This window comes from Mariprofundus sp. EBB-1, assembly GCF_003665155.1.
In the GTDB taxonomy this organism is placed as follows: Bacteria; Pseudomonadota; Zetaproteobacteria; order Mariprofundales; family Mariprofundaceae; genus Mariprofundus.
In genome coordinates, this window is sequence record NZ_RCFQ01000005.1 from 34077 (window position 1) to 51018 (window position 16942).

Annotated in this window: 19 protein-coding genes; 16 read left to right on the forward strand and 3 right to left on the reverse strand. The window is 47.9% G+C overall.

Features of this window, described 5'->3' with window-relative positions; all coding sequences use genetic code 11:
• Positions 1-474 precede the first annotated feature (474 nt).
• Positions 475-951 carry a paraquat-inducible protein A gene (locus tag D8Y20_RS03335; RefSeq protein WP_161957569.1) on the reverse strand — a complete coding sequence of 159 codons (477 nt, stop codon included), beginning with the start codon at positions 949-951 and terminating at the stop codon, positions 475-477.
• 8 nt (positions 952-959) lie between these two features.
• Entirely contained in the window at positions 960-1871 is a 912-nt protein-coding gene (locus tag D8Y20_RS03340) for a cation diffusion facilitator family transporter (protein ID WP_121541629.1), read from the reverse strand.
• Between the two features lie 255 nt (positions 1872-2126).
• Here D8Y20_RS03340 and D8Y20_RS03345 point away from each other — a divergent pair, with 255 nt between their 5' ends.
• From D8Y20_RS03345 to D8Y20_RS03365, 5 genes are all read left to right on the forward strand, one after another.
• Positions 2127-3152, forward strand: a complete 1026-nt coding sequence (locus D8Y20_RS03345; protein ID WP_255418404.1) for a DUF3187 family protein — start codon at positions 2127-2129, stop codon at positions 3150-3152.
• Positions 3153-3356: 204 nt separating this feature from the next.
• Positions 3357-3578: a hypothetical protein gene (locus D8Y20_RS03350; protein WP_121541631.1), complete on the forward strand. Its 222-nt coding sequence runs from the start codon at positions 3357-3359 to the stop codon at positions 3576-3578.
• 285 nt (positions 3579-3863) lie between these two features.
• Positions 3864-4433, forward strand: a complete 570-nt coding sequence (locus D8Y20_RS03355; protein WP_121541632.1) for a YqiA/YcfP family alpha/beta fold hydrolase — start codon at positions 3864-3866, stop codon at positions 4431-4433.
• A complete protein-coding gene (locus D8Y20_RS03360) occupies positions 4433-4693 on the forward strand; it encodes a (2Fe-2S) ferredoxin domain-containing protein (RefSeq protein ID WP_121541633.1) in 261 nt (86 codons plus the stop codon). Before D8Y20_RS03355 ends, D8Y20_RS03360 begins: the two co-directional genes overlap by 1 nt.
• Positions 4694-4852: 159 nt before the next feature.
• Entirely contained in the window at positions 4853-5659 is an 807-nt protein-coding gene (locus tag D8Y20_RS03365; RefSeq protein WP_121541634.1) for an adenylate/guanylate cyclase domain-containing protein, read from the forward strand.
• A 93-nt stretch (positions 5660-5752) separates the two neighbouring features.
• Here D8Y20_RS03365 and D8Y20_RS03370 read toward each other — a convergent pair whose 3' ends face one another.
• Positions 5753-6274, reverse strand: coding sequence for a CREG family protein (locus tag D8Y20_RS03370; protein ID WP_236075222.1), 522 nt, complete (start codon positions 6272-6274; stop codon positions 5753-5755).
• Between the two features lie 201 nt (positions 6275-6475).
• Here D8Y20_RS03370 and D8Y20_RS03375 point away from each other — a divergent pair, with 201 nt between their 5' ends.
• The 11 genes from D8Y20_RS03375 (at position 6476) to D8Y20_RS03425 (ending at position 16935) form a co-directional block, all read left to right on the forward strand.
• Positions 6476-6895 carry a CBS domain-containing protein gene (locus D8Y20_RS03375; protein ID WP_121541635.1) on the forward strand — a complete coding sequence of 140 codons (420 nt, stop codon included), beginning with the start codon at positions 6476-6478 and terminating at the stop codon, positions 6893-6895.
• 155 nt (positions 6896-7050) lie between these two features.
• Entirely contained in the window at positions 7051-7392 is a 342-nt protein-coding gene (hypA, locus tag D8Y20_RS03380) for a hydrogenase maturation nickel metallochaperone HypA (RefSeq protein WP_121541636.1), read from the forward strand.
• Positions 7392-8246 carry a hydrogenase nickel incorporation protein HypB gene (hypB, locus tag D8Y20_RS03385; protein WP_121541637.1) on the forward strand — a complete coding sequence of 285 codons (855 nt, stop codon included), beginning with the start codon at positions 7392-7394 and terminating at the stop codon, positions 8244-8246. Before hypA ends, hypB begins: the two co-directional genes overlap by 1 nt.
• Before the next feature lies 1 nt (position 8247).
• Entirely contained in the window at positions 8248-8496 is a 249-nt protein-coding gene (locus D8Y20_RS03390; protein WP_121541638.1) for a HypC/HybG/HupF family hydrogenase formation chaperone, read from the forward strand.
• Positions 8493-9641, forward strand: a complete 1149-nt coding sequence (gene hypD / locus D8Y20_RS03395) for a hydrogenase formation protein HypD (RefSeq protein WP_121541639.1) — start codon at positions 8493-8495, stop codon at positions 9639-9641. Before D8Y20_RS03390 ends, hypD begins: the two co-directional genes overlap by 4 nt.
• Positions 9641-10678 (forward strand): hydrogenase expression/formation protein HypE, encoded by a 1038-nt coding sequence (gene hypE / locus D8Y20_RS03400; RefSeq protein WP_121541640.1) that lies wholly within the window; start codon positions 9641-9643, stop codon positions 10676-10678. Before hypD ends, hypE begins: the two co-directional genes overlap by 1 nt.
• A gap of 18 nt (positions 10679-10696) precedes the next feature.
• Complete coding sequence (gene hypF / locus D8Y20_RS03405) at positions 10697-13060, forward strand: carbamoyltransferase HypF (RefSeq protein ID WP_121541641.1); 2364 nt, start codon at positions 10697-10699, stop codon at positions 13058-13060.
• Complete coding sequence (locus D8Y20_RS03410; RefSeq protein WP_121541642.1) at positions 13053-13766, forward strand: urease accessory protein; 714 nt, start codon at positions 13053-13055, stop codon at positions 13764-13766. The genes hypF and D8Y20_RS03410 overlap by 8 nt, the downstream gene beginning before the upstream one ends.
• A gap of 148 nt (positions 13767-13914) precedes the next feature.
• Positions 13915-15657 (forward strand): NADH-ubiquinone oxidoreductase-F iron-sulfur binding region domain-containing protein, encoded by a 1743-nt coding sequence (locus D8Y20_RS03415; RefSeq protein WP_121541703.1) that lies wholly within the window; start codon positions 13915-13917, stop codon positions 15655-15657.
• Positions 15657-16400, forward strand: coding sequence for a 2Fe-2S iron-sulfur cluster-binding protein (locus D8Y20_RS03420; protein WP_121541643.1), 744 nt, complete (start codon positions 15657-15659; stop codon positions 16398-16400). The genes D8Y20_RS03415 and D8Y20_RS03420 overlap by 1 nt, the downstream gene beginning before the upstream one ends.
• Positions 16393-16935: an NADP oxidoreductase gene (locus D8Y20_RS03425; protein WP_121541644.1), complete on the forward strand. Its 543-nt coding sequence runs from the start codon at positions 16393-16395 to the stop codon at positions 16933-16935. The genes D8Y20_RS03420 and D8Y20_RS03425 overlap by 8 nt, the downstream gene beginning before the upstream one ends.
• The last annotated feature ends 7 nt before the right edge of the window (positions 16936-16942 follow it).

Genomic DNA, 16942 nt, shown 5'->3' on the forward strand with positions numbered 1-16942 from the left:
ATAAACCCCAGTATTAAAGAATAGGCTGGATCGTATGAACAGAGTCAAATCCAGCCAATTTATGGAATCGGCACGCTACCTAAGCAAACCTACCAGAGCAATGGGGTTGCTCTGGTAGGTGCGATAGTTCAAAACAGATCGAGCAATGGGGTTGCTCTGGTTAGCACGATAGGTCTAAAAAAATAGAGCAATGGGGTTGCTCTGGCAGGCAATCGCATTAAATAACCTCTGTTTTACAGTCATTACTCAGTATATTTTACCGCAGAGCAACAGTTACGCAAAGTAAAGACAAAAAACAATGCAATCCTCATCTATTGCTCTCCGGTTACGCGATGTTGTTTGATCATTATACCAATTTCTCTGCATCACTCTGCTGTAAATGCTTTTAAACATATTAATGCGATTACCCTGTCGGGTAGGCGCGGTAGGTCAAAACAGATGTGCATGTAGGGCAATAAAAAGATGGCTCAACTGTTAAGCAATAGGTTTTAATTCATAATCTGAAAGCAGGGTATGTACCAATAACATGCTAATCATCACCCCCGCAGCAAAGACATACAAACCGACATGCACTTCTATGCTAGCTATCATGTTCAACTTGACTGTAGCCGCCAGTACAGCAATCACAAACACATCGGTCATCGACCATTTCCCGATAACTGCCAAGCGTTTTACCGTTCTCATGTTTTGTTCTGTATCCTTAAGCCGGTTACTCACCAGTAAAAAAGCCAGCACCATTTTATACATTGGTAACACGATACTGAAAACAGATAAAATTAAGAACAGCGCGATCTCACCCTGATCTAATAGATAAAGAACACCACCGAGCAATGAAAAGGTATCATTAAATATATAAAACTTTTGAAATGAGAACATCGGCAAAACAATGCCAACAGCCAATAAGAGCGATGAACTGAACCACATCAGGTATTCAACTATTTTTCTCTTCACGGGAAAGATCATACCACCTTTTCATGCTCACACGGTTCACAACAGTGCTGATTGCAATATGTAGCACCTGATTCTGGCTGCAGGGTGGCGTGTTTCACCCCCGCTTCGTGTAATATAGTCTGTAGATCGACAAGTGTCTGATCCCAGCATTGTAAATCTTCAACTACAATATGTGCAGACATTGCCCACCCGCCGCCAGGCAGTGTCCAAATATGCAGATGATGGCTAGCCAATACGCCATCTGCCTCATGTATTACCGTTTCCAGTTTCGACACATCGATATCTACCGGTGTTGCTTCCATCAATTCAGATGTTGTCTCACACAAGAGGTTCCACCCTCCCCAGGCAAGAATAGCAGCCACCAGAAATGAAAGTATCGGATCTATAGGCATCCAGCCGGTGAGAAAGATGACAACACCGGCAACAATCGCGGCTATGGAGCCCAACATGTCGCCAAGCACATGCCAGTATGCCGCCCTTCTATTAATATCATGCGCACCATGCAACCATCTCAGGATCACCACATTGACAATGAGCCCTACAAAACCCACCGCAATGACAATTCCACCTCCTACTTCAGGCGGCTCTGCCAAGCGTCCAAAAGCCTCCCAGATAATCCAACCACTCAAGAACCAAAGTGCCACACCATTGGCCTGAGCAGCCAGCACCTTGGCCCGGCCATATCCATAGGTCATGCCGCTATGTGCTGGTCTTAAAGCCACTCGCCCTGCAAAGGCGGCAATACCCAGAGCCACTACATCAGAACTCATATGTACAGCATCGGCCAACAAGGCCAGTGAATTTGATATCCATCCACCAGCAAACTCCACCACGGCAAACAAGGCCGTTAAAGCCAGCGCCATATCCAAATGATGGTGATGCACATGTTCACCCGATGAATGGTGATGATGTCCAGACATCAGGTCTCTCGCATAACGATACGTGTCATCATGACTTAATCATTATATATTCGCACAACTATTCAAGTCTTTAATACTATGCAGCAATGAAAGTTCATTGATTCCACTATGCATAACCATGGTATTTATAGTGCATAAAGGCATCCTTGATTGAAGACATTCATTCTATTCAATAAAATCCAAATATATTTCTTTAAATCCTATGGCCCTTTCGCTACATTGTGCTCGTGGCGATATATGTTTAAAAAAATATATATGCATCTATTAGGAATCATTGTCATTTCAATGTTTTCGCACTCATTTATCAGTGCTGCTGGAAGCTTTATTACTGCACCATTACCTGTTCGCAACCTCTATGCACCCATGATGCGCTTCCTTGATCCGATGCCAGACTCCGCCTTACGCGATTACAGCAACTGGGATATCAAGTTGGATCAACATCTGGCCAACATTCACCAAATTAACCATGGCACCATTGATTTTTTGATGGTCGATATGGAAATGTATGTGGCAGACCTGACCGTACGCAAATCCTTAAGCAACGACATGGATGTGTCGATTCAATTGCCAGTACAGCGCCCTTTCAATGGTGTGCTGGATCCATTCATCAATGACTTCCATAAGCTCCTGAACATACCTGCCGCCAATCGCTCAACCAGACCAAACAATACATTTGCATACCACCTCAAACAGGGTGGCAGTGCTGGCTGGCAAGGTAAAAACAGATGGGAACTGGGCAATGCAACTATTTCACTGCGCAAGCAGATTATTGATGGCGATGGCTGGGCCATTGCGGCACTTGCTGCGGTCAAATTGCCAACTGCTTCGAAGCAACGCGGCTGGGGTAGTGGTAAACCCGATGCAGGCCTTGGTGCAGTCGCCAGTTTCAACAGTGAGCATTGGTTCATGCATGCTGAAGGCTGGCTAATCCACCCCTTCATCAATGATGTGCCGGGCACACAATTCAATGCATCCATCACTGGTCCTGCGTACATTCTTGGCTGGGATTACCAACCTTATTATACACGGGTATCCTCTACACTGGGCTGGAAATATAGCCAACAACTCTCTGCCATCGCGCAAGTTCAGGTCGGCACATCCCCTTATTCAACACCTATGCAGCAACTCGATAGTAAACCCATGCTAATCTCGTTTGGCATACAAGCTGAAACAGATAACAGTTTAGGATGGACATTGGTTTTCACCGAAAATGGCCTAACACAACTGACCACTCAAGATTTCAGTTTTACATTCTCCCTGCATTACAGTTTTTCCGATTAATTAGTTCAACAACCGAAACTGCAAACTTTCTATAAAGCATTGGGCACACAAACCGTCACATACAAGCGTTTACGCAAACGGTACATCTCCTTTCGCGCCCAGCCGGTGCTTTTTTTACACTACCATCATGATCAATCCAGCTGATACCTTCGCGGCACTATCACAACACGTTGAGATTCACATCAACCTCAGGAGAGAATAACAATGAATAAACTCATCATGCTGTTCGCATTTCTTATGGCATCTGCTTTTGCAGTAGTACCAGCCTCATACGCTGGAGATCATGGACATGACTCCAAGAGTTACTCCGAAAAATCATCAGGCTATGGCTCTGAAAAAGATGATAAGAGCGAAAGCAAACACGCCGATAAAGATGACAAAAGCAACAAAGACAGTGATCATAAAGATAAAAAAGATCACCACTAAACAGTGAGTAATGCAATAAGAAGCCCGGCCTTGTGCCGGGTTTTTTGATTGCATATTCAACATTCTTTAATGTTCCATACTGCGTCATACCTTTGAGTAGAACAGGCAATAGCAAGACATCGATAGAAGGCAAAAAATCGGACAACACGGTGCTCATAAAGGCGATGGTGATCAAGGTTCAATACTTACATGAATCACAACAAGCATGCCGGTAATCATCTGTGACTGGCAGAGTTGGCCATTCACGCATATCTTCCCCATCATTCTGTTCAGGAGAACATTCACATGAAACTGATCTATCTGCATGGTTTTGCCAGCATCGGCAATAGCAGCAAAAGTCACTGGTTACGTGATCATATCAGTGATGATGATTTCACTGCTCCGGATCTACCCAACAAATCATCCGATGCCGCACGTTTTCTGGACAAACTCTTTGCTGACCTGAAAGGTGAATCTGTCGGCCTGATCGGCACCTCTCTAGGTGGATTTTTCGCAGCCTATTACGGCGCAAAATTTGCCTGGCCCACGGTATTGATCAACCCGCTTGCTGATGTGAATGATTTGACCAGTCATGCGCTTGGTGAGTACAAAAACTATTATACTGATGAAACCTTCATCATGGATCAAAGCGATGCTGATTGTCTGCATCAAATGAGCGCAGAGATGCAGGAACCTTCTGCCCCATCACTATTGCTGCTGGACAGAGGGGATGATGTACTTGATTACAACAAAGCAATTGCACGCTTCAGCCAGCACTCAGACGTGCACCTTTTTGAAAACGGATCACACCGCTTTGATCATCTACCTGAATCATTACCCGCAATCAAAGCCATCTTTCAGCAAGGAAGCATATGATGAATCATTCAACAACATCTCCTGACCAGGAACTAACAATAGAAGTGTGCCACGGCCCTCAGTGCAGCGATATTGGAGGCAGAGCGCTTTCAGAAGAGCTCGAAGCAAACGGCATGAAATCGATCATTGGTGACTGCCGGGGGCAGTGCCCTAATGCTCCACTGGTGCTGGTTGATAATCGAATGATCTGCAATGCTACCGTTGAAAAAGTACGCAACCGCATTGACGATATTGCCTCAGGCGCATTTCCCTCTTATTAATCAGTGCCTTCCAAATGGAATACACTTCGCAACCGATTCAACAGCGCTAACAGATATAAAAAGTGACCCATCTTGCATTTTGTGCGGTCTGTCACATTAATCCCTCTCTCTATGATCAGCCTTCGCCAAACTAATGATCGGTATTTACCGGAGGATATCATGGCAGTTGAAGCGAAGTTAAAAGCGTCCAATAGAGAATTAAAAGCACTTCCTGTTTCTCCCGCTAGAACACGTGCAAAAAAAACAAACACAAATGGTGTCGTAGATCTGGTTGTAGTACCTACAATGACAGCATCCAAGCCTGCCAATCGTATGGACAGTGAGTTGCTTGAGATTGATACCATTATCGAAGAAGTGTCTCATGCTATCGCCACCAATGATGATCAATATAAATGCATCATGTTCACCGATTTAGAATCCTCAACCGAATACAAACGTGAAATGGGCCATAGCAAAGGCTATATGCGCAATCGTCTATTCTGTGACATCTGCGAAAATGCGGTAAAAAAACACAAGGGCCATGTTGTTAAACGCCTTGGTGATGGTGTCATGGTGGTGTTTGAAAATGCCATTGATGCTGTACTCGCATCCTTATTAATTAAACGCAGCATTGCCGCGAACCGTAAAAAGCTGAAGAAACTCGTAGGCCCTATGAATTATCGCATTGGCATCACCTGCGGATATGTAAAACAGATTCCCGGTAGAAATAAAGACTATATCGGCCATGCCATGGATAAAGGCTCACGTATTCAAACCAATGCACTGCGTAATCAGGTGTTGATCGACGAAATTGTGTACGGATTGATTCATACAAAAATCCGCGACTATTCTGGAGATATTGTCATTGGGAAACCAAAAAACATGACACTCAAAGGTGTAGGTGTGAGTACACTGTATGAAGTCTCGCCCAAAAACCTTGGTCTGGAATCCAGTATTTTCACACGTATGAAAAAGGTGTTCCATTAAGGAATCGCTGATGTAGTCAGCGTTTCCGTTTTGCCTTTTGCGAGCTCTGTTTGGCAGGAGCCAATAAATCAGTACCGCCCTAAAATACAACCATCACACCAGTGATGTCAGGCTTTCCCACTGCGCGAATGACACTTTTCTTGCACTACCAAATCCACCGACCCAATGGATACGGGCTGGAGAAAACTTAAACAGTCGAAAATCAGCGAATGCAAAGAGCTGTTCTGCATCCGGTATGCATTTGAGGTAGGCGGCTTTGGCTGCTGCAATATCCATATCCCCAACCGGGGTGAGTTTACCTTGCATAGTGATTCGTGGCAGGGCAAGCGGTGATTCAGTTACTGATTCAGGCGTGCAAACCATGAGGCCTATATTCGCATCGCGTTCAATGTTGCCAGTGTGTCTCGCCAGAGCAGAGAGATGCAACAGGATGTTAGCCTTGTGAAGCGCAAAGGGGGCCATGCTTGCCTCTGGTCCATGCATACCCGTCGTTGCGATCAAAGCGACTCTGCTCTGTTTGAACAGCTGTTGAACACCCTCTAGCCAGTTATTAGTTATCGGGGCATCTGCAACATTGCCCCCTCCTCCGTCTGCATCCACGCGATCTGCCACCATTTAAATATCCTCCCGCTTCACTGTCACACATCTTATCCGGGAAAATGTTGAAAAACTACGACCTCATATAGTATTCCACTCTTTTCATTGCAGAGATGCCTCTTTATTTTTTTTCGCGCAATAAATAATGACAGCGCACATCTGTTCATATATTATGCGTTTTAATCGTTTACGTCGATTCATAAAAGGATAAAAAAAACCATGAAAATCAATCCAGGCATCAATAAAACTATCACTACCATTGACGAAAATCATACAGCGCTGGAAGCGGCACAGCTGATGACAGAAAATCAGATTGGCTCAGTTGTGGTTACCAGTCATGCTCAGGTTGTTGGCATCTTCACCGAGCGTGAATTGATGATGCAGGTCGTTGGTAAAGGACGTGAGCCGGGCAATGTTAAAATCAAAGGCGTGATGCATACCGATCACCTGAAGATTGATCCTGAAGCGACATGTGATGAAGCACTGCAAATCATGAAAGAGAAACGATGTCGTCATCTGCTGGTATTCAATGGCGATGAATTTATCGGACTGATATCACTCAGGGATATTGTTGTGCTCAACTTGCAGGAAAAGGATGATCTTATCCAGCAACTCGAAGGCTATATCTCTGTCACCTGAGCTGACTTAACATCACCGCGAGAAGAGGATCGGGAATCATCACTCCCGCTCTTCCGTCATTCTATTCAACAGATTAATCATGGGTTAATCATCAAGGATAATTATGCGGCTCATTCAGAATAGAAATGTTAATTGCGATGTTATGGAGTTCACGCATGCATGAGATGTCACTGTGCGAAGGCGTTATACAATTGATCGAACAACAGGCAGATGAGCAGGATTTTAACAAGGTCACTACAGTGTGGCTGGAAATCGGTGCATTGGCAGGTGTTGAAGTCGAAGCGATGCGTTTCAGCTTTGATGCCATCGCCAGAAACACGATCGCAGATGCTGCCAAACTGGAAATTATTCACGTTCAGGGGCATGCAGCATGTCCACTCTGTAAACAGCAGACAGAGGTCTCGGCACGTTTTGACCTCTGCCCTGCATGTGGACACTACCCTCTGAATATTTTAGCAGGTGAAGAGATGCGAATTAAAGAACTGGAGGTGCAATAATGTGCACAACATGCGGTTGCGCTGAAGGCGACACAACCATTGAAGGCCACACTCATGAGCATGCTCACACGCATGACCACGATCATTCCCACGACCACTCCCACGGGCATCATCATGAAAATGCATTGATGGCCACACATGCTGCTGGTATCAGCCCTTCACGTATTTTAAAAATAGAGCAGGATATCCTCAGTAAAAATAATGCCTATGCATCAGACAACAGAGGCTATTTCAACCAACGCAACATGTTGGCGCTCAATCTGGTCTCAAGCCCCGGCTCCGGTAAAACCACCCTGCTCACGCGCACCCTGAATGATCTCAAGGGTGAAGTTTCCTTGGCTGTCATAGAAGGTGACCAACAAACAGTGCTTGATGCAGAGCGTATTCGTGCCACTGGTGTAAAAGCGATTCAGATCAACACTGGCAAAGGCTGCCATCTGGATGCGCATATGGTCGGCCACGCCCTTGAATCCCTTAAGCCCGAAGATAACAGCCTGCTGTTTATTGAAAATGTAGGCAACCTGGTATGCCCTGCTTCATTTGATCTCGGTGAAGCGCACAAGGTGGTTATTTTATCCGTCACGGAAGGTGAAGATAAACCGCTCAAATATCCGGACATGTTTCATGCAGCAGGTCTGATGTTGCTGAACAAAACAGATCTCTTGCCTTATCTTGATTTCGATGTTGATCAATGCATCGCCTATGCCCAACGCGTTAATCCGGGCATTACGATCCTGCAGGTCTCAGCCACCACCGGTGAAGGCATGGAACAGTGGTATCAATGGTTACTGGATCTGCATCAATCCATTCAGACAACGACAGCACAGCAAATAACAATAGACCAGGACGCTTAATATGTGCTTAGCAGTTCCAGCCATTGTCATCGCACTGAATGAAAGCAGTGAAATGGCAACCGTCGACTTATCCGGCATACAAAAAGATGTCTCCACCGTGCTGGTGGATGATGTAAACATTGGTGACTACCTCCTGATTCATGTGGGTTTTGCCCTGCATAAACTCAGTGAAAAGGAAGCCATAAGCACGCTGGCCCTGTTTGAAGAGCTTGAAGTCATGAACAATCAAGATGAACAGGCATCCTCATGAAATACGTCAATGAGTTTCGTAATGGTGATGTCGCGGCCAAATTAGCCAGAGTTATTGCCAACGAAGTGGAGAGCGATAGAGATTACCGTCTGATGGAATTTTGCGGTGGTCACACCCATGCTATCTTCCGTTTTGGTATTCAGGATCTGATGCCTGAAAACGTGAATTTTGTGCATGGCCCGGGTTGCCCTGTATGTGTGTTACCCAAAGGGCGTATTGATAATGCCATCAAACTGGTTCAAGACCATAATGTAATCCTCTGCACCTATGCAGACCTGGTACGTGTACCTGCCACTAAACAGATGAGCCTGCTCAAAGCCAAGGCTGATGGTGGCGATATCCGCATGGTCTATTCCACCCAGGATGCACTACAAATTGCACGTCAGAACCCTAATCGACAGGTGGTTTTTTTTGCTATCGGCTTTGAAACGACCACACCACCCACAGCTGTTGCTCTGCAAGTTGCGCAACAGGAAGGCTTAAACAATTTCTCAGTCTTCTGTAATCATGTGCTCACCCCTCCTGCCATGCGTCATATCTTGCAACAGGATGGCGATCAAAGTGCCAATATCGATGGCATATTAGGCCCATCGCATGTCAGCACCATTATTGGCAGTCAGGCTTATGCATTCTGTGCCACTGAATTTCATACACCGATCGTCATTGCCGGTTTTGAACCACTCGATGTCATGCAATCCACGCTGATGTTAATTCGCCAGCTCAATAGTGGGCGGGTTACAGTGGAAAATGAATATACCCGCGTCGTCACCGATGAAGGTAATCGTAAAGCCCAGGCTTTGATGCAGGAAGTGTTTGAACTGCGCCCAATCTTTGAATGGCGCGGGCTTGGCATGATGCCGAACAGTGCGCTGCAAATTCGTGATATCTATGCCGAGTGGGATGCAGAACAACGTTTTGCTATCGAACACATTACCAGCAGTGATGTGAAAAGCTGCCTCTGCCCTGCCATCTTGCGTGGCCTGAACAAACCCACCGACTGCAAACTGTTCGGTACGGTCTGTACGCCTGAAAACCCGATGGGTGCCTGCATGGTTTCATCAGAAGGTTCATGTGCTGCATACTGGAGTTATGGCCGTTTTCGCCAACCCGACACAGCAACAGCGCAACAGGAGAGAACAGCATAATGCGCCCCTATTCAGGTAAACTTGATATCAAGCACGGCCTTGTCAACATGAGCCACGGCAGTGGTGGTCGTGCCATGGCGCAACTCATCGATCAAATATTCATGTTTCATTTCGACAACGAACTGCTGCGTCAACAAAACGATCAGGCGGCTTTCAATGTGCCGGCAGGACGCATGGTGATCAGTACCGATGCCCATGTGATTTCACCCCTGTTTTTTCCCGGTGGTGATATCGGCTCCCTCTCCGTGCATGGCACCATCAATGATGTCTGTATGTCCGGCGCCAAGCCACTCTATCTCTCTGCCGCCTTTATTCTGGAAGAGGGTTTTCCACTATCCAAGTTGGAACAAATCGTCATCAGCATGGCCAAAGCCTCGCGTGAAGCCGGTGTCCCCATTGTTACGGGCGACACCAAAGTGGTTGAGAAAGGCAATGGTGATGGCGTGTTCATCACCACGACCGGTGTAGGTGTTGTGCCTGATAGCATCAATATCTCCGGCGAGCGTGCATGCATAGGTGATGTGATTATCTTATCTGGCAGCATTGGTGATCACGGCATGGCCGTACTCTCAAGTCGTGAAAACTTATCCTTTGAAACCACCCTGCAATCCGATTCTGCTGCACTACACAGGCTGGTAAAACGTATGGTAGAGGTTGCTCCAGACATCCATTGTCTGCGTGACCCTACCCGCGGTGGCTTGGCCACCACACTCAATGAGCTGGCCCTGCAATCATCTGTCGGCATGTTGCTTGAGGAATCATCCATCCCCGTTAAAGCTGCAGTGACGGGCGCATGTGAACTGCTCGGACTGGACCCTTTATATGTTGCCAACGAAGGTAAATTAATCTGTATCTGTGATGCAGCCGATGCCGATGCCCTGATCGCTGCCATGCAAGCGGATCCACTTGGGCGTGATGCAGCCATCATTGGTACAGTAGTAGCTGATGATCATCATATGGTACAGATGCAAACATCTTTCGGCGGCTCGCGCATTGTCGACTGGTTAGCCAGCGAACAACTGCCCCGCATCTGCTAAAACAACTGAAGTATCATCATGGCACTATCCATCCGCATTCATGGTCTGGTTCAAGGCGTCGGTTTCCGACCCTTTGCGTGGCACCTCGCCACTGCATTAGGTATCACCGGCAGTATCTGGAATGATGCTGAAGGTGTTGTCATTCACGCATGGGGCAATGAGGGTGCACTCACAGATTTTCAGCATCAGATTGTGACGCAAAGCCCAGCACTTGCCCGCATTGATCATATGGAAACATCATCGTTTATTACAAGCGATACACCATCAATATTTACTATTGCAGAGAGTCAGACCGAAGGCCGGGTAAGTGCCGCGATCACCCCGGATGCAGCCACCTGCCCCCACTGTCTGGCAGAGGTTCGCAACAGTAACGATCGTCATCACGCTTATGCGTTCACCAGCTGCACCTACTGCGGCCCGCGCCTCTCCATTGTACAAGCAGTACCCTATGACCGTGCCAACACCAGCATGGATGCGTTTCCCATGTGCCCCGCCTGTCAGCGTGAATACGACACCCCTTCCGATCGCAGGTTTCATGCCCAAACCAACGCATGTCCTGATTGCGGGCCACAACTAACACTCGAAGATGCAACCGGTAATCTGTTACCGGATGCAACATCGCCAATGCAAATCATTACAACGACAGCTGCGTTGCTACATCAAGGTCATATTGTTGCGATCAAAGGTATTGGTGGCATCCATCTGGCCGTCGATGCCAGCAATCACAATGCCGTGCTTCGCCTGCGCTCACGCAAACAACGCTATAGCAAAGCCTTTGCACTGATGGCGAAAGATCAACAAAGCATCGCGCATTATGCCAAAATAGAAGCACAGGAATCAGCTCTGTTAAACGCTTCAGCAGCACCTATCGTACTGCTTGAATCTCTACCGCAAAACAGCAAACTCTCCGGAGCCATTGCACCCGGTCAGTCCAGACTCGGTTTTATGCTACCCTATTCTCCCCTGCATCATCTGCTCATGGTTCAAATGAATGGCCCGATAGTCCTCACTTCAGGTAACCGTTCCGATGAACCGCAATGCATCACCAATAAAGATGCCCGCGAACGCCTCTCTGGTATCGCCGACTATTTTCTACTACATGATCGCGACATCATCAATCGACTGGATGATTCCGTCGCCATGGTCATGCATCATGACACCCGCCTGTTAAGGCGTGCCCGTGGTTATGCGCCTGCTCCTGTACTGCTGCATGACAGTTTCACATCGGCTGCACCCGTCCTGGCCATGGGCGGCGAACTCAAAAGCACCTTCTGCCAACTGCGTGATGGTCAGGCTATTGTATCGCAACATCTGGGTGATCTGGAACACGCTGAAAGCCATCATGATTACCGGCATACACTCACGCTGTACGAGCAGATGTTTACATTCAGGCCTGAGCTGATTGCTGTGGACAAACACCCGGACTATTTCTCCACCCAACTGGGACAACAGATATCAGAAACTTCTGAAACAGATCTGCTCAGCATACAACATCATCATGCCCACATTGCAGCGGTACTGGCCGAACATCGCATGCCAGTAACTACCGGTAACGTGCTCGGTATCGCACTGGATGGGCTTGGTTTTGGCGAAGATGGCACCATCTGGGGTGGAGAGTTTCTGCTGGCCGACTTCACATCATTCACGCGTCTGGGCTGCTTTCAGCCGGTTGCCATGCCGGGAGGGACACAAGCGATACGTGAGCCATGGCGCAATACCGCAGCACACCTGTTTGGCCTGGGCTGGAATGAACGCGAATCCGACTTCAGCGACACGGATCTGCTGCGTTTTCTATCCACAAAACCATTAACACTTATGCGCAACATGGTCGACCAAGGTATAAACAGTCCGCTCACCTCATCCTGCGGTCGTCTGTTTGATGCGGTCGCCGCAGCACTGGGCATCTGTCTGAACGGCACCAGCTACGAAGGAGAGGCTGCGATTGCACTTGAATCTCTGGCACAACAGGCATTTAGCACGCAACCGGCTGCCTATGCATACCGTTTGGATTGCGTCAAAAGCGATAGCAGTAACGATGGCATCATGCAGATCAACTGGCAGTCCATGTGGCGCGACCTGCTTCACGATCTCAAAATCGATGTCAATAAAAGCATCATTGCCGCCCGCTTTCACCACACTGTCATTGCCGCAGTTGCTGAGTTAGCCACGCAGTTATGCCGTAAGCACGCGGTGGAGAGCATCGTACTTTGCGGGGGCGCATTTCAAAATAGATTGCTACTCGAAACATTGGCTTCCGGTTTTGAAATTGCGGGTTTCAACGTACTGATCGCTCAACAGACTCCCATCAATGATGGCGGGCTCTCGCTTGGTCAGGCTGCTATCGCTGCAGCAACACGATTATCAGGAGCAACAGATGCTTGAGATATTGTTTATCGGATTTCTGCTCGGCATGCGACATGCGATCGAATCAGACCATGTGGCGGCAGTGGCATCACTGGTAACACGCTCTTCCAGTATAAGTGAATCCATCCGTCTGGGTTCAGTCTGGGGCGTAGGCCATACGATCACCCTGTTTATTTTCGGCTCTGCCGTGATGCTGCTCGACAACATGATTCCCGAACAGATCGCCATGATGCTGGAGTTCTTCGTTGCTATCATGCTGGTCGTACTCGGTGTGGATGTGCTGCGGCGCGCCATGAAAAAACATCTGCATTTCCACGCCCATCAGCACCAGAATGGCACGGTGCATTTTCATGCACATACGCACATCAACACCACAACACACACCAACAGCGATCATGAACATCGCCACCCTTCCACCCCTTTCCCCATGCGTGCGCTGCTGGTCGGTATCATGCACGGCATGGCAGGTTCTGCTGCTCTGATCGTATTAACACTGCAAAGTGTACACTCTTTTTCAATGGGTCTTATCTATATTACCCTGTTCGGCATCGGTTCTATTGCAGGCATGGCGCTACTTTCCATCGCCATCATACTGCCTCTCCGTCACACCAGCACACGCTATAACGGCCTGTATCAGTATCTGCTGATGGGCATTGGAACAACCACTATCTTCCTCGGCTGCAGCATGATGGTCGGGATAACAAACAACGGGCTTTTCTTATGAAAACCCACCTTAAAAAACATATTTTAAAAAGATACAAAAAAAGTGTGGTTACCCCCTTTCATACTTCTATTTTATTCGCTATAATGCACCCGCGCAAAAGGAGCCTCTCTTGAAACCACATCATGGCTTAAACACCCATACAAATCTCATCAGCAATGAGAACAGCGATCATCTCTACAATAATCACCTGCTGCATCGACTACATGACATACAGCAACAGCTTCACCATATTCCGAAACAGAGCATCACGGATCTGGCTGAAGAGCTGAAACTACCTGTCAGCCAGATAGAAGCTGCCATCGACTTCTATGCCTTTTTCCACCGTAGTGCGCGTGGCCGCTTTGATATCATGTTCAGCAACTGCACCAGCTGCGGTGATATGACAATGATGCAATACCTGTGTGATCAGTTGAGCGTTATGCCAGGTGAAACCAGGGCCGATGGAGCTGTCAGCATTAGCGATGCATCCTGTATAGGCATGTGTGATCAGGGGCCTGCGCTACTGATCAACGGGCGCACGATCACCCAACTCTCCAACCAACGACTGGATCTGATTGCTGAATACATCCAGGACAGTACCCCGCTTGAACAGTGGCCCGTCGAATGGTTTGAAGTGCATGATAATGTGCGCAAAAATGGCCTCCTGTTAAGCGCACCATTTGAACCGGGTTCTGGTCTGCTGGCTGCAATCAAGCAAGGTGCCGAAAGCATGCTTGCCAGCATTGATGACTCCGGTCTGCGAGGACGCGGCGGTGCCGGTTTCAGTACCGGTATGAAATGGAAGTTCTGCCGCGAAGCAGTCGGCGATGCGCATTATGTCGTATGTAATGCCGATGAAGGTGAACCGGGGACATTCAAGGACCGTATCCTGCTCACCAGCCACGCCCATTCGGTGTTCGAAGGCATGACCATTTGCGGTTATCTGATCGGCGCGCAAAAAGGCTATCTCTACCTGCGTGCAGAATACCGTTATATGTTACCCGTCCTGCAGGCAGTACTGACTAACCGTCAAGAATCCAACCTGCTTGGCACAAAAATCTTGGCACAACAGGATTTCAACTTTGACATCGAGATTATTATCGGTGCTGGTGCTTATATATGCGGGGAAGAATCTTCCCTGATTGAATCGATGGAGCAGAAACGCGGCGTCCCGCGTGTACGTCCCCCGTTCCCGGTTACCTGCGGTTATCTCGGCCAACCCACTGTTGTGAACAATGTTGAAACACTAGCTGCTGCGGCTCACATTGCCGTGCATGGCAGCGACTGGTTCAACGCACACGGATCTGATAAATCTGCAGGTAGCAAAATTTTAAGTATCAGCGGTGATTGCCTCAATCCCGGCGCATATGAGTATGCCTTCGGGGTCAGTATTCAACAGATTCTGGATGATTGTGGTGCAGAAGATGTACAAGCCATTCAGGTCAGTGGCCCATCGGGCACATTGATCGGGCCCGATGAATTCGAACGCAAACTTGGTTTTGAAGACCTTGCCACCGGCGGCTCATTCATGATTTTCGGTAAAGATTGTGATTTGCTCAAGGTCATTCAAAATTTTGCTCACTTCTTTGCCCATGAAAGCTGTGGTTTCTGCACACCATGCCGTGTCGGCACCACGCTGCTCAGAAATGGACTGGATAAAATCTGCAAAGGTTGCGGCACGCAATATGATGTCGATGAGATGCGGCGCATGGCAGCACTGGTCAAACGCCGCTCACACTGCGGACTGGGCCAAACTGCCCCTAACCCGATTCTCGATGCTCTGGAACGATTCCCTGAGTTGTTTAATGCAAAACTGGTACACAGTGACTATGAACCCCATTTTGACCTGGATGCAGCGCTTGAAGAAGCACGCCAGCTCACCAAACGCGATGATGCGGAGGCACACCTCTAATGAGTGACAGCAATAATCAAACCATCACCATTGATGGCCGTGAGATTCCTTTCACAGCAGGACAAACTATTATGGATGCCGCCCTCGAAGCGGACATCTATATTCCACACCTATGTCACAGGCCCGGCTTAAAGCCGCACGGCAGCTGTAAACTCTGTACTGTGGATGTGGATGGGCGCAGTGCATCATCCTGTACCCTGCCCGCCACGGCAGGACAGCAGATAAGTTCTAACACAACAGATCTGAATGAAGTACGCAAAACCATCACCCAAATGCTGTTTGTCGAAGGCAATCATTTCTGCCCATCCTGCGAAAAGACCGGCGACTGCACGCTGCAAGCAGTGGCATATCATCTGGATATGCTCGATGGTCATTTTCCACAATTTTATCCACGTCGCGAAGTTGATGCTTCCCATGCCAGCATTATCATTGATCGTGACCGCTGTATTCTGTGTGCATTGTGTGTACGCGCCAGCCGTGAAGTTGATGGCAAAAATGTCTTTGATATTGCCGGCCGTGGCAGCGCTGCTAAATTGATCGTCAACGCTCCTTCCGGAAAACTGGTCGATACAGATATTGATCGCGATGATCTGGCTGCGCATATTTGTCCGGTAGGTGCCATCATGATCAAAGAACATGGTTATGAAGTGCCAATTGGCCGACGCACCTTTGACCTGCACAGTGTTGCTGAACCCGGTGTTGAGCCGGTTATCTTGCGCAAAGGAAAGCATACTGATGAGTAATAAAATTCGTGTCGCCACCACCTCACTGGCGGGCTGCTTCGGCTGCCATATGTCCTTTCTTGATATTGATGAACGTATTGTCGAACTCATCGAACACATTGAATTTGATCGGTCCCCACTTACCGACATCAAACACTGTAGTAACACCTGTGATATCGGCCTGATTGAAGGCGGTCTGTGCAATGCAGAAAATGTGCATGTACTCAAAGAGTTCCGCGAGAATTGTAAGATTGTCATTGCGGTTGGTGCCTGTGCCATCAATGGCGGCGTGCCAGCCATGCGCAACCATTTCACCTTAACCGAGTGCCTGGAAGAAGCCTATCTGAATGGCGTTGGCGTCGATAACCCCATGATTCCCAACGATGTGGAAATTCCACTACTACTGAATAAGGTTCACCCCATTCATGAAGTAGTACATGTCGACTATTATCTACCCGGATGCCCGCCACCGGCTGACGCCTTCATGAAGGTATTAACCGACCTGCTCGAAGGCAAAGAACCCAGCCTGCCAAAAGACATTCTGCACTACGATTAACGAGGAA